This window comes from Kistimonas scapharcae (assembly GCF_039540975.1).
Lineage (GTDB): Bacteria > Pseudomonadota > Gammaproteobacteria > Pseudomonadales > Endozoicomonadaceae > Kistimonas > Kistimonas scapharcae.
Window position 1 is genome coordinate 21,748 of the sequence record NZ_BAABFL010000474.1, and the last position, 16,705, is coordinate 38,452.

At 51.3% G+C, this 16,705-nt stretch carries 25 protein-coding genes; 8 read left to right on the forward strand and 17 right to left on the reverse strand.

What is annotated here, in order from left to right; translation table 11 throughout:
- Positions 1 to 5 precede the first annotated feature (5 nt).
- On the forward strand, positions 6 to 1,307 hold the full coding sequence (locus ABD892_RS24415; protein ID WP_345198888.1) for a sodium ion-translocating decarboxylase subunit beta: 1,302 nt from the start codon (positions 6 to 8) through the stop codon (positions 1,305 to 1,307).
- A 237-nt stretch (positions 1,308 to 1,544) separates the two neighbouring features.
- Here the strand turns inward: ABD892_RS24415 and ABD892_RS24420 are convergent, their stop codons facing one another.
- The gene (locus ABD892_RS24420; protein ID WP_345198889.1) at positions 1,545 to 1,886 is read right to left on the reverse strand and encodes a hypothetical protein; all 342 of its coding nucleotides are present in this window, start codon (positions 1,884 to 1,886) and stop codon (positions 1,545 to 1,547) included.
- A 441-nt stretch (positions 1,887 to 2,327) separates the two neighbouring features.
- On the opposite strand from ABD892_RS24420, the gene pflA reads away from it, so the two are divergent.
- Positions 2,328 to 3,053: a pyruvate formate-lyase-activating protein gene (gene pflA / locus ABD892_RS24425; RefSeq protein WP_345198890.1), complete on the forward strand. Its 726-nt coding sequence runs from the start codon at positions 2,328 to 2,330 to the stop codon at positions 3,051 to 3,053.
- Positions 3,054 to 3,098: 45 nt separating this feature from the next.
- Here the strand turns inward: pflA and ABD892_RS24430 are convergent, their stop codons facing one another.
- The gene (locus ABD892_RS24430) at positions 3,099 to 4,136 is read right to left on the reverse strand and encodes a GMP reductase (protein ID WP_345198892.1); all 1,038 of its coding nucleotides are present in this window, start codon (positions 4,134 to 4,136) and stop codon (positions 3,099 to 3,101) included.
- 257 nt (positions 4,137 to 4,393) lie between these two features.
- On the opposite strand from ABD892_RS24430, the gene ABD892_RS24435 reads away from it, so the two are divergent.
- On the forward strand, positions 4,394 to 4,999 hold the full coding sequence (locus ABD892_RS24435) for a glutathione S-transferase N-terminal domain-containing protein (protein ID WP_345198893.1): 606 nt from the start codon (positions 4,394 to 4,396) through the stop codon (positions 4,997 to 4,999).
- A gap of 51 nt (positions 5,000 to 5,050) precedes the next feature.
- On the opposite strand, the gene udk is transcribed toward ABD892_RS24435, so the two are convergent.
- Positions 5,051 to 5,671 carry a uridine kinase gene (gene udk / locus ABD892_RS24440; RefSeq protein ID WP_345198894.1) on the reverse strand — a complete coding sequence of 207 codons (621 nt, stop codon included), beginning with the start codon at positions 5,669 to 5,671 and terminating at the stop codon, positions 5,051 to 5,053.
- Between the two features lie 209 nt (positions 5,672 to 5,880).
- Between udk and ABD892_RS24445 the strand changes: the two genes are divergently transcribed.
- A complete protein-coding gene (locus tag ABD892_RS24445) occupies positions 5,881 to 6,924 on the forward strand; it encodes a methyltransferase (RefSeq protein ID WP_345198895.1) in 1,044 nt (347 codons plus the stop codon).
- A gap of 54 nt (positions 6,925 to 6,978) precedes the next feature.
- Here the strand turns inward: ABD892_RS24445 and ABD892_RS24450 are convergent, their stop codons facing one another.
- Entirely contained in the window at positions 6,979 to 7,524 is a 546-nt protein-coding gene (locus ABD892_RS24450) for a DUF4136 domain-containing protein (protein ID WP_345198896.1), read from the reverse strand.
- A 323-nt stretch (positions 7,525 to 7,847) separates the two neighbouring features.
- On the opposite strand from ABD892_RS24450, the gene ABD892_RS24455 reads away from it, so the two are divergent.
- The 3 genes from ABD892_RS24455 (at position 7,848) to ABD892_RS24465 (ending at position 11,482) form a co-directional block, all read left to right on the forward strand.
- Complete coding sequence (locus tag ABD892_RS24455) at positions 7,848 to 8,330, forward strand: tetratricopeptide repeat protein (protein WP_345198897.1); 483 nt, start codon at positions 7,848 to 7,850, stop codon at positions 8,328 to 8,330.
- Positions 8,330 to 9,370 (forward strand): hypothetical protein, encoded by a 1,041-nt coding sequence (locus ABD892_RS24460; protein ID WP_345198898.1) that lies wholly within the window; start codon positions 8,330 to 8,332, stop codon positions 9,368 to 9,370. The genes ABD892_RS24455 and ABD892_RS24460 overlap by 1 nt, the downstream gene beginning before the upstream one ends.
- Positions 9,371 to 10,051: 681 nt before the next feature.
- Positions 10,052 to 11,482: a tyrosine-type recombinase/integrase gene (locus ABD892_RS24465; protein WP_345198899.1), complete on the forward strand. Its 1,431-nt coding sequence runs from the start codon at positions 10,052 to 10,054 to the stop codon at positions 11,480 to 11,482.
- Between the two features lie 62 nt (positions 11,483 to 11,544).
- On the opposite strand, the gene ABD892_RS24470 is transcribed toward ABD892_RS24465, so the two are convergent.
- The 13 genes from ABD892_RS24470 to ABD892_RS24530 form a co-directional block, all read right to left on the reverse strand.
- A complete protein-coding gene (locus ABD892_RS24470; protein WP_345198900.1) occupies positions 11,545 to 11,838 on the reverse strand; it encodes an Acb2/Tad1 domain-containing protein in 294 nt (97 codons plus the stop codon).
- Between the two features lie 36 nt (positions 11,839 to 11,874).
- The gene (locus tag ABD892_RS24475; RefSeq protein ID WP_345198901.1) at positions 11,875 to 12,039 is read right to left on the reverse strand and encodes a hypothetical protein; all 165 of its coding nucleotides are present in this window, start codon (positions 12,037 to 12,039) and stop codon (positions 11,875 to 11,877) included.
- A complete protein-coding gene (locus tag ABD892_RS24480; RefSeq protein WP_345198903.1) occupies positions 12,029 to 12,367 on the reverse strand; it encodes a hypothetical protein in 339 nt (112 codons plus the stop codon). Before ABD892_RS24480 ends, ABD892_RS24475 begins: the two co-directional genes overlap by 11 nt.
- Positions 12,368 to 12,371: 4 nt before the next feature.
- A complete protein-coding gene (locus ABD892_RS24485; protein WP_345198904.1) occupies positions 12,372 to 12,674 on the reverse strand; it encodes a hypothetical protein in 303 nt (100 codons plus the stop codon).
- Positions 12,675 to 13,014: 340 nt separating this feature from the next.
- Positions 13,015 to 13,272 carry a hypothetical protein gene (locus ABD892_RS24490; protein WP_345198905.1) on the reverse strand — a complete coding sequence of 86 codons (258 nt, stop codon included), beginning with the start codon at positions 13,270 to 13,272 and terminating at the stop codon, positions 13,015 to 13,017.
- Between the two features lie 3 nt (positions 13,273 to 13,275).
- Complete coding sequence (locus tag ABD892_RS24495; protein ID WP_345198906.1) at positions 13,276 to 13,485, reverse strand: helix-turn-helix transcriptional regulator; 210 nt, start codon at positions 13,483 to 13,485, stop codon at positions 13,276 to 13,278.
- Positions 13,486 to 13,497: 12 nt separating this feature from the next.
- Positions 13,498 to 13,722 carry a hypothetical protein gene (locus ABD892_RS24500; protein ID WP_345198908.1) on the reverse strand — a complete coding sequence of 75 codons (225 nt, stop codon included), beginning with the start codon at positions 13,720 to 13,722 and terminating at the stop codon, positions 13,498 to 13,500.
- Entirely contained in the window at positions 13,719 to 14,264 is a 546-nt protein-coding gene (locus ABD892_RS24505; RefSeq protein ID WP_345198909.1) for a response regulator transcription factor, read from the reverse strand. Before ABD892_RS24505 ends, ABD892_RS24500 begins: the two co-directional genes overlap by 4 nt.
- The gene (locus ABD892_RS24510; protein WP_345198910.1) at positions 14,261 to 14,539 is read right to left on the reverse strand and encodes a hypothetical protein; all 279 of its coding nucleotides are present in this window, start codon (positions 14,537 to 14,539) and stop codon (positions 14,261 to 14,263) included. Before ABD892_RS24510 ends, ABD892_RS24505 begins: the two co-directional genes overlap by 4 nt.
- Complete coding sequence (locus ABD892_RS24515) at positions 14,536 to 14,796, reverse strand: hypothetical protein (RefSeq protein WP_345198912.1); 261 nt, start codon at positions 14,794 to 14,796, stop codon at positions 14,536 to 14,538. The genes ABD892_RS24510 and ABD892_RS24515 overlap by 4 nt, the downstream gene beginning before the upstream one ends.
- Positions 14,793 to 14,975, reverse strand: coding sequence for a hypothetical protein (locus ABD892_RS24520; protein WP_345198913.1), 183 nt, complete (start codon positions 14,973 to 14,975; stop codon positions 14,793 to 14,795). The genes ABD892_RS24515 and ABD892_RS24520 overlap by 4 nt, the downstream gene beginning before the upstream one ends.
- Positions 14,972 to 15,397: a response regulator transcription factor gene (locus ABD892_RS24525; RefSeq protein ID WP_345198914.1), complete on the reverse strand. Its 426-nt coding sequence runs from the start codon at positions 15,395 to 15,397 to the stop codon at positions 14,972 to 14,974. The genes ABD892_RS24520 and ABD892_RS24525 overlap by 4 nt, the downstream gene beginning before the upstream one ends.
- Positions 15,398 to 15,504: 107 nt before the next feature.
- Positions 15,505 to 16,245 carry a S24 family peptidase gene (locus ABD892_RS24530; RefSeq protein ID WP_345198916.1) on the reverse strand — a complete coding sequence of 247 codons (741 nt, stop codon included), beginning with the start codon at positions 16,243 to 16,245 and terminating at the stop codon, positions 15,505 to 15,507.
- A gap of 124 nt (positions 16,246 to 16,369) precedes the next feature.
- Between ABD892_RS24530 and ABD892_RS24535 the strand changes: the two genes are divergently transcribed.
- Complete coding sequence (locus ABD892_RS24535) at positions 16,370 to 16,654, forward strand: hypothetical protein (protein ID WP_345198917.1); 285 nt, start codon at positions 16,370 to 16,372, stop codon at positions 16,652 to 16,654.
- The last annotated feature ends 51 nt before the right edge of the window (positions 16,655 to 16,705 follow it).

The following is a 16,705-nucleotide window of genomic DNA, read 5'->3' on the forward strand; positions in this document are numbered from 1 at the left end:
GCACCATGGAAAAACTGTTATCACTCCTGTACGGGTCGGGTCTGTATAACCTGACTCTGGGGCAGTTCGTCATGATTGCGGTAGGTTTCGGCCTGCTGTTTCTGGCGATACGGAAAAACTTTGAGCCACTGTTGCTGGTGCCAATTGGAGTAGGCGGTATTCTTGCCAACATACCCGAAGCGGGTCTGGCGTATTCTGCGGTTGAACAGCTGATTCATAAGGCCAACCCTGCACACATTGAGGCGATGGCCGGTGTGCTGGGTGTGGGGTTTGATTCCGTGAAGCAGTTGCTGGATGTTTACCATTCGGCGCCGGCTGAGGTTCAGCTGGCAGCTTCCCAGCTGGCACAGAACCTGACGTACAGCAACGGTATGCTCTACCAGTTCTACTCCGTGGCCATTGCCAGTGGTATTGCACCATTGGTGATTTTCATGGGTGTCGGTGCGATGACAGACTTCGGTCCACTGCTGGCTAACCCGCGCACCCTGTTCCTTGGGGCTGCGGCGCAGTTCGGTATCTTTGCGACCATACTGGGTGCACTGGGGATGACGGCGCTGGGTGTGATGGATTTCTCCGTTGCACAGGCTGCGGCGATCGGTATCATCGGTGGTGCCGATGGCCCGACAGCGATCTACGTGTCCAGCATGCTGGCGCCGGAATTATTGGGGGCTATTGCGGTGTCCGCCTATTCCTATATGGCGCTGGTACCGTTGATTCAGCCGCCGATTATGCGTGCCCTGACTACCGAGGAAGAGCGCCGTATCACCATGACACAGCTGCGACCTGTCAGTAAGCGTGAGAAGATCGTATTCCCGCTGCTGTTGCTGGTGCTGGTTGCCCTGTTGTTGCCGGATGCGGCACCACTGCTGGGCATGTTCTGCTTCGGTAACCTGATGCGTGAGTGTGGCGTGGTGGATCGGCTGTCTGATACCGCACAGAATGCACTGATCAATATCGTTACCATCTTCCTGGGATTGTCTGTGGGTTCAAAGCTGGTGGCTGACAAGTTCCTGCAGGCTGAAACCCTGGGTATCCTCAGTCTGGGCATTGTGGCGTTCTGTATTGGTACGGCCAGTGGCGTCCTGATGGCCAAGGGGCTGAACCTGATCAGCAAGAACAAGGTGAATCCGCTGATTGGTTCTGCAGGTGTGTCCGCGGTACCGATGGCTGCCCGGGTGTCCAATAAGGTTGGCCTGGAAGCGAATCCCCAGAACTTCCTGCTGATGCATGCCATGGGGCCAAACGTTGCCGGTGTGATCGGCTCGGCCGTGGCTGCAGGTGTTATGATCAAGTACGTTTTGGGTTAACCCACCTTTGACGTGTAACCACCGTCTTTTGGTGGTTACACGTTTCTTCTGATCGGTTTTCCATGTCTGTTGCCAACAGGTGATTCTTCACCGTGTGATCACTGCTTCGTTATGATGTGACGAGTCTGCTTTCAGTGTCGTCTAGAACGTTCTGTTCAATTGAGAATCAAGAGTTGGGGCCTGGTATGTTGTTCAGGGTTGTCGCGCGTGAAAAACTATCAGATGAATGGCTAGTGGTTAGAAGCGGGCATCATGGTCAACATGACGTCTTTTCTTGTAAGTCACGCGCGGAGCAGCATCACTCATTGAGAAGTGGGATTCCTCTTGCCTTGGTCTTGAAGGGGTGACCATATAGCTGTCAGAATCGGTGTTATAGTCACTGCTTTCCAGGGGCATTGACTCATTACTGAAATGACGCTGCGGTTTTTCATTGCCTGAAGCGGTATTGTTTTGCATATTCAGGCGCATACGGTAAGGGTGTCCGTAACCACGCTTTCTTTTGGGTTTATGTTCTTTGGGTTCGGGAGGCTTGATACCAGTAAACTCTTCGTAAACCGTGGTATACATGTATTTGCTCATTATATCGCTCCAGCGAAGGGAATCCTGTGTCTATTAAAATCGTTATGGGCCGAATACTAGTAAATGGCCAGTAGAGCTAATATAGGTAGGTTTACTTAAATTGGAGTTGATTTTTCTTGTTTTTTTTAGCTTTTTTCTGTCTTTATACGCTAAATGAATAAAGTGATAGTTGTCGTCTATGAAACGGATTTAACAAGTCAGTGATTCCTGTTCCTGGTGGGTAGAAATACGCTGTCAGCCTAAACCTCTTTTCCTGTGAACCAGTTCTGCTTAGGTGCTAGTACAGATAGTAAAACCTAAAAAACTATTTAGTATCCCCAAATAGATTTGATTCTTGCGGCACTGTTGTCTGCCTCTGCGGCCTGTTTACTGGCCTGACTCGCGCGGTAAAACCAGACAACAATGATGTCGACGTGACATACCTCATTATCTGGAGCAGGCATGCTGGGCAGAATTCATTCAACTGACTCATTTGGAACTGTTGATGGACCGGGTATCCGGTTTGTTGTTTTCACGCAGGGCTGTGTCATGCGCTGCCGGTACTGCCATAACCGTGATACCTGGGGTATGAAAGACGGCGAGGTGGTGTCGGTCGGCGAGTTGATGGAAAAGATCCGTGCTGTGAAACACTTCCTATCGGGCGGAGTCACGGTCAGTGGTGGACAGCCCAGCCTTCAGCCAGAGTTTGTTGCCGAACTCTTCCGTGCCTGCCGTAAGGAAGGGATTCATACCTGTCTGGATACCAATGGTTATGTTAAAGGTATGACAAACCCCATTGTTGACATGCTTGAACAGACCGACCTTGTCATGCTGGATATCAAGCACATGGACAACGACCTGCATCGTAAACTGACGTACGTTGGCAATGAGCGTGTACTTGACTTTGCGCGGTATCTTCAGGAGATCAATAAGCCGACCTGGATCCGCTATGTGGTTGTAGAAGGTTATACAACAGATCCTGTCTATGCCGAACAACTGGCGGAGTTTATTGCACCCATGGATAATATCGAGAAGGTTGAGTTGCTGCCTTATCATTCGCTGGGTAAGCATAAATGGGATCTGATGAAAGATATCTATGAGCTCGAAGAGGTCACACCACCCTCCGAGGAACTGCTGAGGGATCTTCAGCGTATCTTTCTCAATAAAGGTATTCAGGCAATTTATTAAGTAAAAAAGGCGATCATCAGATCGCCTTTTTTGTATCTGTGGGGATCAGGTGTAGATGCGGTTTTCCTGTTCCTGAACACGAATGAAGGTGGTGCGCTTGGTCAGCTCCTTCAGCTGGGCTGCGCCAACATAGGTGCAGGCAGAGCGGGTGCCTCCAAGAATATCCTGTATGGTGATGGCAATTGAGCCGCGATAGGGGATCTTGACGGTCTTACCTTCCGAGGCGCGATATTCAGCCACACCACCACTGTGCTTATCCATGGCGGTAGCGGAACTCATACCATAGAACAGTTTGAACTGCTCCCCATCCTCTTCAATCAGTTCGCCGCCAGACTCATCGTGGCCAGCGAGCATGCCGCCCAACATGACGAAATCGGCGCCGCCACCGAAGGCCTTCGCGACATCTCCCGCACAGGTGCATCCGCCATCGGAGATAATCTGGCCACCCAGACCGTGTGCCGCATCGGCACACTCTATGACGGCTGAAAGTTGCGGGTAACCGACGCCGGTTTTAACCCGGGTGGTGCAGACAGAGCCAGGACCAATGCCAACCTTAACCACGTCAGCGCCGCCCAGTAACAGCTCTTCTACCATTTCCCCGGTGACGACATTGCCAGCAATAATGACTTTGTCAGGCCATGCCTTGCGTACTTTGGCGACAAAGGCGACAAAGTGTTCAGAGTAGCCATTGGCAACGTCAATGCAGATGAAATAGAGCTTGGGGTGGGCTGTCAGGATGCGATTCAGTTTTTCAAAATCGCTGTCGGAGGTGCCACTGCTGACCATGATGCGGTGATAAAAGTCATCCGTCGCATCACTGAGGTATTCGCTCCACTGCTCTTCGGTGTAATGCTTGTGAATGGCGGTCAGCATGCCATGTTGGGCCAGCGCGCTGGCCATTTCAAAGGTGCCAACAGTGTCCATATTGGCCGCAATGACAGGGACGCCACGCCACTCGCGCCCGGAATGCATGAAGTGGAAAGTGCGGTTCAGATCGACCTGGGATCGGCTCTTCAGGGTGGATCGCTTGGGGCGAATCAGGACATCCTTGAAGCCGAGCTTGATATCGTTTTCTACACGCATGAACAGTTCTGTGCCTTTACGTTGGGCTGGTGTCGTCGTTGGCAGCCATCAGTCTTTCCGGCTATAGCGCACTATAATGCCGGCTATTCAGCGTATAAGTGATGCCACGCCTGACTGATCTGGCCTGGCACTTATACGGGCGGAGTATCAGTGAAATACTCTGCGTTGTAAAGTTTTTAACCGGCGCCTGCCATGGTCTTCTCATGTGGATGAAGGCTGAATATTTATCGTACAGGCTGCTGGCAAGGAGTACCGCGATGAAACTGTATAGCCGCAATGTGTCACCTGCTGATCAGATGGTCAGACTGGCGTTGCTGTTCAAGGATATCGACCACGTTATAGCTGAGTCAGGCACGGACGATCTGGCCGGCCTGCACTACCAGGGAGGGGCGCATGAATCTCCGGTGCTGGATACGGGGGATCAGCAGCTGACACAGGCCATGGCAATCCTTGAATACCTTGAGGATGCTTATCCTGAGCCGGCGTTGTTGCCGGAGCAGCCTCTGGTGCGTGCCAGGGTTCGTAGCTTTTCCCAGCTGATTTTCAGTGATATCCAGCCTTATGCCCATGCGCGGGTCTCGGGATATATGGAAAACCGCTTGCAAATACCCCGGGATGAGCAGGCGCTCTGGTTTTGTCACTGGCTGGAAACCGGTCTGGCACGGCTTGAGTTTATGCTGGCTCACCAGGCCCAGACGGGGACTTACTGTTTTGGTGAGCAGCTCACCATGGCTGATTTGGTATTGGTGCCGCTGGTGGTAACGGCGGGGCGGCTGGATATTGATATGCGTTCATTTCCACATATTTCCCGTATTGTCGAGAATTGCATGGAGCTTGATCTGTTCGAGTGGTTGCAGTCCTGATACCGGTGCGATGCTTTTACACGCGCACCGGTTGTGTCGTTTACGGTTGGATCAGTTGATCAATGTGTTGATCTTGGTCTTGATAAGATCCATGGCAATACGGTTTTTGCCACCCCGGGGAATGATCAGGTCGGCATGCTGGCGTGAGGGTTCGATAAACTGCTGGAACATTGGGCGGACCGTTTCCATGTACTGGCTGATGACGGACTCCATATCCCGCCCGCGGCTGACAATATCCCGCTGCAGGCGGCGGATCAGGCAGATGTCGAGTGGTGTGTCCATGTAGAAGCGCAGGTCAAACTGCTTGCGGACGTCCGGGTTGACAAACAGCAGTATTCCTTCATAAATCACCACTCGTGAAGGGCGTACGGTGCGGGTCTCGCTGGTGCGGTTATGGATGGAATAATCGTAGGTCGGAACCTGGATGGCTTCCCCCTGCTTGAGCATCTGGAGATGTTGCAGCATCAGGTTGTGGTCGATCGCGTCCGGGTGATCGTAGTTGGTCAGAACACGTTCATCCATGCTCAGGTGGGACTGGTCTTTGTAATAGGAATCCTCGGAGATAACGCTGAGGTGTTCGCTTTTCAGTTCTTCAACCAGGGTTTCAGCCAATAGGCTTTTTCCGGAAGCTGAAGCGCCGGCAATACCGACCAGGATGGGTTTCTGTGGCATGGGGAAATCTCTGAGGCAGACGCGGTATAAATACCGCCAACTATAGCTGAGCCATGGGTTTAGCTGAATTCGTCATTCTACGTAACCCGTTGTGTATTCGCTGACGTTTGTGTGTGTTACCGGGATCGGTTATAAAACGGCGCTTTTTCAGGCCGCGATTGGTCTGTACAAGTTGTAATTAATTTCAGGGCGAGATGACAGGGTACGGTATGAATGTGCTGACGAATCCCAGCCAGTTGCTGGTTAAGAACAGTGATGCGCTGGAGGCTGAACGTATTCTCGTTGTTCAGCCAGAAAACGATAACTTTGTACCGCAGCTGAGTCAGCAGGGTGCGGCGTCAGTCAATGTGTATACCACCAGCGAGGTGGTTCGCTCACGGCTTTCAGATCTTGGTGTCAATGAAGCATGTCTTGCCTATGGTGAATGCATTCCAGATCAGAAAGAAAAGCCGGATACCATTATTGTGTATTTGCAGAAAAGCCGGGAGTTCATGAACTACCTTTTGGCGATGAGCCTACCACTGTTGTCTGATAATGGTCATTTGTTACTGGTGGGTGAAAACAGTAGTGGTATTAAGTCCTGGCAAAAGCGGCTGGCTGTATATGGAGATGTTGAAAAAATTGATTCTGCCCGGCACTGTTCGCTGTATGTGTTAACGCCAACGGTTAAACCTTCTCCGTTTGTTATTGTCGATTGGAAAGCCTCGTTTGAAGAGGTTTTACATGATGTATGTGTCAAGGCCGTGACATTGCCGGGAGTATTCAATCATGGTCGTTTGGATGTCGGTACACGACTCCTGTTGGAAACCATGGAGGCGGGCTTTAAAGGTGACATTCTCGACTTCGGTTGTGGCTCAGGCGTTGTGGGCGCGTGGTTAGCGAAGCGGTTTCCAGGTGTCCGACTGTTCTTGCTTGATAATGACGCCATGGCATTAGCAGCCACCCGTGAAACCTGTAGGATTAATGAGGTTGATCCTGTGGCGGTTATTGCCAGTGATGGTTTGGAAAACGTCCGTGGACGTTTTAATGCGATTGTTTCCAATCCCCCTTTTCATGAAGGGGTGAAAACGCAGTATGAAACAACCGAACAATTTCTAAGGGAATCGAAGTCACTGTTGAAACCCAAAGGACGCCTGCGAATTGTGGCTAACAGTTTTCTGCGTTATCCGCCGATTATTGAAGCGGTTTTTGGTCATTGCCATGTTTTGGTTAAACGGGATGGTTTTACAGTCTATGAAGCTTTTAATGGCTGATTGTTGATGGGAGTGATGGCAGGGGTTTGGTTCTGCCATCACCTGTTTTTGTATTTATAGCGAACTTAACAGCGTCGCAACGGCCTGTTTGAGTCGCTGATCCCGTTGTTCAGGATCAAGGCCTTTCAGCATGACCCCTTGTAGTGCGCCATTCCAGAGAATTTCGTCTGTGTCGGCCCGGATCAGGGTAATGCCGATGGTAAGTTTGCTGTCTTCCTGACTGGTGACCAGTCCCGGGTTCAGTCCCATGGCTGAAGCCAACTCTGCATCACTCAGCAGGTATTCAGAGGCCAGGCCGAATCGAACCCGGATGGTGTTATCTGTCATTTCACCTTCATGCAGGCCTTTGCTTTCCAGTGTTACCTTAATCACGTTCTCAAGGCGTGTATAGGCCGCATCCCTCTTGGGTACAAGTGGATCTTCACGAGGGACATACACGGGCTCGTAGACGGCAGCATTATAGTGATTGATTTTGAAGGGTTTCTGGACGCCGGTTGTCATGGCGTAACTGGCCAGATTATGGTCATTAGGCAGACTGGAGCAGGCGGACAGCATGAATGCCATGCAGCCAAGGGCGAGTGCGGTTGTCAGGGATTGCATGATTTGACTCCTGCTTTGCTCTTCTGGATTCGGGTAGGTCTGTTTATTGTTGTTCTTATTGTGCCCGTTTCAGTCCGGTTTGAATATTGTTCTACCGTCAATGGATAGAAAAGACGTAACGATTATGACGATCGTTATTACTGGCTGGGTGCTTATTTCAATGCCGTCTATTCAGTGCGTTTTAATACTGAAATAACCATCACTAGCGCATTTGGAAATAGCGAATTGCCGGGCGATTTCGTTTTAATCAGCTTGAGGGTTATCTGCCTACATATCCTTATAGAAATCAGCCGTTATTTCACTCGGACAGGGAGGTATGTTGAATGACGGGGATAAGGGGGTTGTTAGCATCGTTGGGGGTGGATGCCCCACTGTTAGGGCGTCTGAAGGATGGTGAAACCATAGCAAGTCACAAAAAGTTTGATCCTCAATTGCTGGACGCAATACATGCCTTAGCTTATGCCCGTTATGAAGCCGGTCATATGGCGGAGGCGGAATCACTGTTTCTGTTTCTGGGTATGCATGATCACACTGAACCCCGTTATCTCCAGGGGTTGGGATGCTGCCGGTTTGCGTTGGGAGATTCAGTCAGTGCCGTAGCGCTACTGGAACAGGCGATTGCGCTGGATGCGCAAAATCCCCACGCATTATTGGCACTTGGATCGGTTTATGAGGCATCCGGTGAGATGGTGCAGGCTCAGCATATGTTTGAGCGGGCCATTGAGGCGTGTGGTGATCAGTCGCAATTACGAGCGGAATTAGGACTGGCTAAACAGGCATTACAGGCTATGCAGGAGGCAGGCTGATGGCAAGAATTGATGGAACTTCGGGCAATCAGCCTGTCAGGCCCCAGGAGGAGATTGTTCCCGGTCAGATTGGGCGGACGACCGTTTCTGCAGGCAATCTTGGTCAGGGAGTGAGTTTCAGTCAGTCCTCTGAAAACCCAGTGGATGGTATCGTAAGGCAGGATGGCGGCCGCTTGCTTTTGGCACCACCGACGTCAACCGATGTAAGTTATCTTGGTACCTTATCTCCGGATCAGCTGGAATCATTACTGAGTGGGTTAAAAGCTGAGAAGGAAGATCTTGAGATCAAGAACCAGATTGAGATTCTGGAGGATCTCAAGGCGCGCAAAGAGGAAAAAAGTGCGCAAAAGACAGTCGAGATGCTGGAGCGACTGGATGGTGCTCAGGAAGATAAGTCTTGCGGGGTTGTGAAGGCGGTGTTTGGCGCTTTATTGGGACCCGTTGGTATTCCTTTGATGGTGAGTGGTATCCAGCAGGCTGAGAGTGCGAAGCATCGTCTGGATATTGTGAACACAGAGATTAAGCACTATTACCAGGAGCGTTATGGTGAGGAAGGTGCAGCTGCTATTGAAAAATTCCGGGACGACTATGAGGTCGCTTTTTTAACTCGCGTTTCTCCACATGGCATCCCCATTAATGACCCTGACTCAAAAAAGACAGAGCTGAAAGCTCAGACGGGTGAATTATTGACCACCGGTGTTATCAGTGAAACGGTACATAATGATTTGATCCAGTTGATTGATCGTAAAGCGCATATTCAGGATGTTGCTGCTGTCTTTTTGCATGATGCAGTGTTGCATTCCGCGGGGTATGAGGCGCCAGGTGAGACTCTTTCGGCGACACCATCACCGGTAGAGGCTAATGAAACCATGTCACCAGCCGCGTTCCAGAAATGGTTCGCACAGTTTGTCAGGGATACGGAAGCTGAAGAGAAAATGATGGCGGATATTCAAAAGCAGATTGAGGAAGCCAAGTACGCCGTGTTATCGGGAGCAACTGATCAGCGCGCGATACTGTCGAGTCAAACCAAGCATGTTTGAATATGTCGTGAAAATAGAATGCTTGAGTTTTTTTGAGATTGCAGCAATAAACAGATTGTGGTTGTTCGGTTATCGCTCACAGTTTGACTTTGCAGCAGTTGTGTTACAGACCGTTTTTTGATCCTTACTGCATAGTACAAAGACTGTATATCGAGCGGGTATGGTTTATTAATCAGGCGGAGCTGAAGTTCTTGCTGAGTCAAGCACTGAGGCAGGAAAAATTTTTAGCGTCGGCTAAATGCTCCCACAAGCATACCCAAATGTCGAATTTAATCGCCTTGCGATTCAGTGGGTTGTGTCAGTGCTTGAATTTGATGGCGTCCCTACCAGGACTCGAACCTGGATCGGCCGCTTAGGAGTCCTGTTCTGTCGTATATTTTACATATTAAAGGAATCAAAAAAAGATATGTAAATCAAGGAGATAGAAATTTTGAGGGCGTTTTGTTGTTTATTTTATATGCAATAAATAGCGCTGTAGCCTTCGCCTAAGTGTCCCCACAAGTGTCCCCAAATACGGTATGATATGACCCTTGTGACGTCAGGGAGCCACTGTATAGTTTGCTATGATTCCCTGATGAACCTTGTCCGCATATGAGGACTGCAATCCGTGGTCGTGTAATTAAACTTTACCGGTACGGTTTTGTCTGATGTGTACTGGCGGGGCAATTTTGGGAACAGGGCATGCTTACAGATAAGGAGATCCGCAACCTTAAACCAAAGGCGGCGGAATACCTGGTCAGTGACGACACCAGTCGTCGTGGCGTCGGTCGGTTGAAACTGCGTGTGCGACCGAATGGCGTCAAAGAGTTCTATTTTTTCTACAGCTTCTCTGGCAAGAAAAAGATCAAGCTCGGCAACTACCGTTCAGGCCGTAAAGAATCCGGCATTACGCTGGAGTCTGCACGGAAGAAAGCGGAAGAGTTCGGTGTGTTGCTTCGTGACGGTATCGATCCCCAGCAATGGCTGGACGGCCAGCGTCGTGAACAGGAAGACCAGCGTCGTGAACGTGAGCGGCAGGCGTTGCTTGAATCACAGAACGGTACGCTCGCTGATTTGCTGGCGTCGTATATTGGCTGGATGAAAGCCAATAACCGGCGGTCGATCAGTAATGTTGAGCAATCCTTGGATTGTTATGTGGCGCGACCCTTCCCGCGAATGATGGACAAACTGGCGCGGGATATCACCGTGACGGATATCCGCGACATCATTGCCCAGATGATCAGGAAAGGGGTCACCACGCAGAGCAACCGTGTACGATCGATGCTGCATGCCGCCTTCCAGCACGGGTTGTACCAGGACAACAACCCGCTGACCTATCTGGATAAATCTGTCACCTTCGGTCTGTCGTTCAATCCGGTGTCGGGTATTCCCAAGCAAACGCAGTGGGAGCGGGTGGGGGAACGGGCATTGTCCGAAACCGAGGTGCATTATTTCTGGAACGACATGCCAGGCTGCTACAAGAGCCGGAAGAATGTCCGGAGCGGCGGGGCCATGTCCCATGTGATGATGTATTACTTCAAGTTGTTCCTGGCACTGGCCGGTCAGCGGTCTATGGAAGTGCTGCGATTGCAGTGGGACTGGATCGACAGGAAAGACAGTTTGCTGGTTATTCCTGCCGCATCGACAAAGACCGGAGGCAAGACCGGTCGGGACCATGTCATTCCGTTATCTGACCTGTCTCTGCAGATCCTTGACCAGCTGGCCCCTATTACCGGCCATTGTCGGCACCTGTTTGCTGGTGGACAGGGCGGCGGTCTGATGACTGATAACCATATGAGTGATTCCGCGGCAGCCTGTTCCCTGCGCAAGTTCATTCCAATCTACGGAAAGAACCATGACGATCCCGCCAACCCGTTTTATGAACAATTCACCCCCCGCGACCTGCGCCGCACCTGCAAGACGCTGATGGGGGACGCCGGTATCTCCAAGGAAATCAGGGACAGGCTCCAGAACCACACGATCAGTGATATCTCCAGCCGTCACTATGACCGGTATGATTACATCCGGGAGAAGCGGGTGGGCATGGCGATCTGGACGGAGTATTTGCGATGGGTGATTGATGGCGCCGGTGAGGCTTCCAAACCGACGCCCAAGGTGGTTAATTTACGGTGATCATTGAGCGGGTTTGACCTTAATGCGGAATCCCGCAAAAAGGTCTTTTGTTATTTGTCACTTCAAAACGAATTTGGCAAAGCCACCGCTCGAACGAACCACATATTACCCTGCTGCAAATTAGTTTTTGCCAGATCCAGGCAGCGACGAGACTCATCGATCTGACGATAATCCAAACCGTCTACAGGATGATCAAACAGTTCTTCGAGTTTTTCTTTCTGGCGAGTGCGTAAATCACCAACCTGATTCAGCAATTCTTGTGTTTTTTCTGCGTGCCGTTTTATTTCATTCATCAGATTTATTTCATCTTGGCTCAGGTCTCGGTAGCCGGTGATTTTCTTGTGTTGATCTTTCATTTTGTTACCTTTGTGTTTTCTGATTAGCCATGCGGATTATTTACTATCATCAGAAATGTTATTTAGCTTTGTTTTAAGCCTGATCATTTCCTTATGAATTGTTTCCTTCTTGGTTTTTAGTGTGTCGATTTCATCCTGCAAACCAATCAATTGACATTCCATTTCTTCGATATGGTTTTCTAGCATTTCTCTAATGTTCATTTTCTTTTTCCTCTAATAGTGCTGACTTCATTTCGTCCATGAATTTTTGATGATGGTATGGAGCGTGATCGTCAACATCCATTCCGTATTGCTTGAAACGTTTGTAGGCATCTTCCAGAAGATCACGAAGCCTGCGGTTGTCTTCACCAAGAGCATGATTGAACTCTCTCAGTTTTGCTGCATCTTCTGGTGTGCAACCCTCTGGAAAATATCTTGCGTACCAGTGATCGAATTCATTTCTGAGGCAAATATTGGAACCCTCTAAGAGGGCAGTCCCAAGATCAAAGCCAGCCTGGTATGCATCCCAGTAACGGTTATTCGTGGTCATGGCTTTACCCTGCAATCCGTCGGCTAACAGCCGCAACCATGTTTGCTTGCCCGTCTTTGATATCCACCTTGCCCAGGCAGTGCACATATTCACCACTGATGGCTGACTGCATGGGCGAGGTCAAATACAGTAGTCTGCCGAGCAACCGTGAAAGCGCATCAATATCGCAGAACTCTTCCTCAGCCCATTCCAGAACCTCATCCCAGATATCGTCCTCAGAATTGGCGTCAAACTTTTCCGGATAGGCCGCAACGATCAGTTCGTACAGTTCCAGATCATCAATGGGTTTTGCATTTTGAATTGACATAATTGATTTCTAATCAATGAAAATGGCAAAAGCCGCTAATACTGGTCTGAACCATTGCATCCAAAGCCATGCAAATCACCTGTTCACCAATCCAGAGACCGGCAGCGGTTAAGAGGACAGCGGTTTTGCACTTCATATCAAACCTCATTCGGTGGTCGGTACCGGTTGCGGGTGGTTCGCAACTGGCCGTGTGAAATCTCCGCAGTCATCGTTCGGGCAGTGGTCGCCGGAGGGGGACAGGCAGTCGCGTGTCTTGTCCCACCAGATTTCGCCGCACTCATCGCAGACAAAGAAGCGGATCCCGGGCACGGCCTTTCTGGGTGATGGGTATTTATCCATGTCACACCTTGAGCAATTCGTTAAAACGTGACTTGTCACGCAGCATTACACGATGTGCGCCGTGCAGGAGCCGGGTTATCAGTTCGCCCTGTTCCTCAAAGCCGCCGACCTTCATCATGTCGTCCATGCAATCGCGAGTGCCCTGGTAAAGCTCAAAGTTGATCGTGTGAGCGCCGCATGCTGCCTTGTGGGCTCGCTCCCGTTCGCGCTGCTTTCGCTTTCGATCTCTGGCGGCTTCGCGCTTTGCTTCTGGGGTCATGGATCAAACCGTCTCCATGTCAGCGATCCACTGGTTCACATCAGACTCCCGATAGCCGACCGCCTTGGGGCCGATCTGCACCCGTGGCGGCAGGCGTCCTTCCTTCTCCCAGCGCCAGAGGGTGGTGCGTGCGCGGATGCCCAGTCGCTGCATCAGTTCATCAGGACGGATGATGCGGTCAGGCTTGGCGGTGTGTGCGGTGTTCTCAGCCATGGTGGCCTCCAGTCAAAACAGTTCAATCTGCCCATGCACGGGCTCGGGTTTACGGAATACCGGCACGCTGACGCCATGCTCAACGATCCGGCGGCGCAGCACGTGCCCGTGTTCGATCAGGTCAGACAGCTGCTGCATCCGGTCCTGCCGTTCCTGTCGGCGGAAGTGCGCCATCAGTTCGCCCCCTGGCATCCAGTCGTGCTGGGGCAGGATGGTGACGATCGGGTTGATGCTCATGGCATGAACACCTGTTTCGGCAGCAGCAGGCCGGACATCATGGCCTTGGCTACCGCCGTCCGGCTGTTGTTGGTGGCCAGCTTTTTGAAAATATCCTTGCTGAACACATGGACGGTTCGGGGCGACACATCAAAGATGGTGGCGATAGCGGGATAGGATTTACCTTCCGCCAGCCATGCCAGGGTGCTGGCCTGTCGGGGTGAGAAGGTTCGGCCTACCACGACATAGCGTGGGCTCTGGACGAACACCGGTGGCTGATCGCTGGCAATCGGTTCCGGCTTCTGCTTCGGTGTGATCTCGCCATGGGTCATCGCATCAGCAATCGCGCCGGTCAGGCTGCTGGCGTCCATGGCTTCCTTGAGCGCCCCGCAATGCTGCATGACCGTGCGTTGTGCCCGGCAGAAGTAGGCGGCGATCTCCGGCGTTGACAGGCCTTCCGTCAACAGCAGCAACACTTCTGCCTGCTTGCGGGTGAGCCTTCCGGTTTCGATCACGTAGTTTTCCGTCTCTGCCCGAACGGTTTTCTGTGTTGTGCGGCTCATGCGGCAGCCTCCGCGTTGGTCAGCATGCCCTGAAGGTCGCTGATGATGGTGGCCAGTTGTTCAGGTGCTTCTTCGCTTGGTAGAAAAGCATCTTTGTCGTAGATCTTGTTCTCAGTGGTATATTTCTCACCCGGGGCAGGATCCCAGCCATACACATTAAGGCTTGAGTTCCCATTCCTGTAACCTGACAAATGGCAAACCATTTCTGCTATGCCTGCCTCATTGATCGCTGCAACCAGTGCCATGATGAGCTGCATTTTTTGCAAATGTTTCATGCTGCTTCCTCCGCTTTCAGAAGGCTTCTCAACTTGCGAAGGGTTCCTGTGATCTTGCTGACGGCGTCGTCCTTTCCAAGATCGATGCGGGCTTCGTGGGTAACTTCAAACATTCTGCCGGTAGTTGGCATAACCCTGACGTGCATGCTGTTGTCAAGACCATCGAAAACGACGGATGAATGGTATCGCCACTCTGAGGACAACTGTGCCGACAGTGTCAGCACCCGTCCTGCCAGGCTGAACAGGGGCTTGTTCATGCTGCCACCTCACACTGGCTGATGATGGTGGCCGTCCACATGCCGTTGCGCTTGCTGCACTTCCAGCGGTACACCTGTCCGTTTTTGTGCAGGCAGATGATGGCCGCCATCACGTCGGAGAAGTACGGGTATCGGATGACACAAGGTTCCATGGTCTGTTCCCAAATCAGTTCATTCATGCCGCACGCAGCGGCGCCAGTTCACGGATATTCCGGCCGGAGCGCACAACGCGCACCACCCTTGGCGTGGTCCTTACCGGACGGGAAGGGTTGTCGCTGGCCGGCGCCGCGACGATCTGAGTGACAACCAGCAACAGGCACAGGGGTTTGAGGATGCCCAGGCAGAACGCGGTGCAGACCGCATGCGCCTTGTCAGAAACCCCCAGCTTGTGACTTACACGCCCAATGTATGTCCGTGCCGTTTCCACCGAGACGCCCAGCACCTCCGCCAGCTCCGTCTGCTTCCTGCCCTGCGCGATCTGGGCCAGCACTTCGGTTTCCCGTTGTGTCAGCCAGGGATTCGGCAGCGCCTCGAACAGCTCAGTGCGGATGGTGGTGCTGGTGGTCATGGTGTTTCGCCCGTTTGTTGCCCTCGGAATCAAATATAACAATTGATGTATTTAATCGCAAACAAAAAACATCAAAAGATGTTAAAGGTGCAAAAAAAAACGACCTGACGGCCGTTTTGTGAAAGTGGTGCGGGTGGTATTTATAGATTGAATGGAACCACGTTGGGTTTGATGACGTGCCGGTTGTCCGGTATCAGGTCTTTAAAGCTGAGGTTGGCGTCTGGCCAGGTACGGAACTCCAGCACAACGCCGACCAGATCGGCCAATTCCTCCAGTGGCATGGATGGATAGTTCGGATTAAGTGGCTTGAGAAGATAGCCGCCTTCCGGGTTGGCGACGATCTGACGGACAACCGGAAAGGGTGAATCCTTGATGTTGGTCAGTACGTAATCGGTCAGCACCATCTGTGAGCCTGGATCGACCAGCACCAGTCCGCCGGTGGTGATCATGGGGGCTAGTCCGTCATCCGTGCATACCGTAAAAAAGGCCTTGTCAGTCACCCTGCTCTGTAGTTTGTCGGTGATGGTCAGGCGGGAATGAATATTGTCGTCTAGTCTTTTCCGGATATGCTGGGGCAGATAGACAGGCAGTCCGCCATCACCATAGAACGGCGAGAGTAATTCCTCATCGCTGCCGTCCATGGTTCCTTTGCCCGTGGCCAGCCAAAGAAAAGACACCTTCAAAAACTCGGCAGCTTTCATCAGCTTGGTAACGCCGACTTCGCCACGTTTGTTTTTGTTCTGCTCCATCTTGAAGACGGCCGTTTGGGTTATTCCTTCCATAACCTTCCCTAGCTCGCCTTGGGTGACCATGTAGTCACGCCCTAATCGCCCAGGCGCAGTTTCCCGTGCGTATTTCAGTCTGTCCCCAATAGTGTTCATTTGCCCTCCAGAACAACCCCCATATTTTATCACCCGATCACAATTACAACGCGAATATGACTAAAGATGTTGATAAGAGTCCGATATGCTTTTAATATGACGATTGATGAATTAAGGAAAAACTATGGATAATTCGCCATACGAAAAACTCTGTCGTTACTTTCTTGGCGACCTTCCTGTCAGCGTCAGGGGCAGGCCTCGAAAGGGTAAGGCAACCACTAAGGATCTTGCGGTATGCCTTGGCATTCGTCACGAAACCATTCTGCGCTGGCCGTTGGTTACTGGAACCCATGAAAGGGTGATTCCTCCAAGAAGTGCAAAAACCATCGAGCGTCTGAGTAACGGGGCAGTAAAGGCTGAAGAAATCAGGGAATACGCCAGCCAACACCAAAGCGGTGAAGCGGCATGAACATTCAGGGGGCGTGTGATTGTCAGTATAGGACAGTCGTACAGAACAACA

What these genes read in the sequence shown, in the direction of transcription:
- ABD892_RS24535 (WP_345198917.1), top strand. Translation starts at nt 16,370, where the DNA reads ATGGATAATTCGCCATACGAAAAACTCTGTCGTTACTTTCTTGGCGAC.
- ABD892_RS24495 (WP_345198906.1), bottom strand. Translation starts at nt 13,485, where the DNA reads ATGGCTGAGAACACCGCACACACCGCCAAGCCTGACCGCATCATCCGT.
- ABD892_RS24530 (WP_345198916.1), bottom strand. Translation starts at nt 16,245, where the DNA reads ATGAACACTATTGGGGACAGACTGAAATACGCACGGGAAACTGCGCCT.
- ABD892_RS24455 (WP_345198897.1), top strand. Translation starts at nt 7,848, where the DNA reads ATGACGGGGATAAGGGGGTTGTTAGCATCGTTGGGGGTGGATGCCCCA.
- ABD892_RS24500 (WP_345198908.1), bottom strand. Translation starts at nt 13,722, where the DNA reads ATGAGCATCAACCCGATCGTCACCATCCTGCCCCAGCACGACTGGATG.
- ABD892_RS24460 (WP_345198898.1), top strand. Translation starts at nt 8,330, where the DNA reads ATGGCAAGAATTGATGGAACTTCGGGCAATCAGCCTGTCAGGCCCCAG.
- udk (WP_345198894.1), bottom strand. Translation starts at nt 5,671, where the DNA reads ATGCCACAGAAACCCATCCTGGTCGGTATTGCCGGCGCTTCAGCTTCC.
- ABD892_RS24480 (WP_345198903.1), bottom strand. Translation starts at nt 12,367, where the DNA reads ATGACCACGAATAACCGTTACTGGGATGCATACCAGGCTGGCTTTGAT.
- ABD892_RS24415 (WP_345198888.1), top strand. Translation starts at nt 6, where the DNA reads ATGGAAAAACTGTTATCACTCCTGTACGGGTCGGGTCTGTATAACCTG.
- ABD892_RS24445 (WP_345198895.1), top strand. Translation starts at nt 5,881, where the DNA reads ATGAATGTGCTGACGAATCCCAGCCAGTTGCTGGTTAAGAACAGTGAT.
- ABD892_RS24470 (WP_345198900.1), bottom strand. Translation starts at nt 11,838, where the DNA reads ATGAAAGATCAACACAAGAAAATCACCGGCTACCGAGACCTGAGCCAA.
- ABD892_RS24465 (WP_345198899.1), top strand. Translation starts at nt 10,052, where the DNA reads ATGCTTACAGATAAGGAGATCCGCAACCTTAAACCAAAGGCGGCGGAA.
- ABD892_RS24435 (WP_345198893.1), top strand. Translation starts at nt 4,394, where the DNA reads ATGAAACTGTATAGCCGCAATGTGTCACCTGCTGATCAGATGGTCAGA.
- ABD892_RS24515 (WP_345198912.1), bottom strand. Translation starts at nt 14,796, where the DNA reads ATGAACAAGCCCCTGTTCAGCCTGGCAGGACGGGTGCTGACACTGTCG.
- ABD892_RS24485 (WP_345198904.1), bottom strand. Translation starts at nt 12,674, where the DNA reads ATGTCAATTCAAAATGCAAAACCCATTGATGATCTGGAACTGTACGAA.
- ABD892_RS24450 (WP_345198896.1), bottom strand. Translation starts at nt 7,524, where the DNA reads ATGCAATCCCTGACAACCGCACTCGCCCTTGGCTGCATGGCATTCATG.
- ABD892_RS24420 (WP_345198889.1), bottom strand. Translation starts at nt 1,886, where the DNA reads ATGAGCAAATACATGTATACCACGGTTTACGAAGAGTTTACTGGTATC.
- ABD892_RS24430 (WP_345198892.1), bottom strand. Translation starts at nt 4,136, where the DNA reads ATGCGTGTAGAAAACGATATCAAGCTCGGCTTCAAGGATGTCCTGATT.
- ABD892_RS24510 (WP_345198910.1), bottom strand. Translation starts at nt 14,539, where the DNA reads ATGAAACATTTGCAAAAAATGCAGCTCATCATGGCACTGGTTGCAGCG.
- ABD892_RS24520 (WP_345198913.1), bottom strand. Translation starts at nt 14,975, where the DNA reads ATGAATGAACTGATTTGGGAACAGACCATGGAACCTTGTGTCATCCGA.
- pflA (WP_345198890.1), top strand. Translation starts at nt 2,328, where the DNA reads ATGCTGGGCAGAATTCATTCAACTGACTCATTTGGAACTGTTGATGGA.
- ABD892_RS24475 (WP_345198901.1), bottom strand. Translation starts at nt 12,039, where the DNA reads ATGAACATTAGAGAAATGCTAGAAAACCATATCGAAGAAATGGAATGT.
- ABD892_RS24505 (WP_345198909.1), bottom strand. Translation starts at nt 14,264, where the DNA reads ATGAGCCGCACAACACAGAAAACCGTTCGGGCAGAGACGGAAAACTAC.
- ABD892_RS24490 (WP_345198905.1), bottom strand. Translation starts at nt 13,272, where the DNA reads ATGACCCCAGAAGCAAAGCGCGAAGCCGCCAGAGATCGAAAGCGAAAG.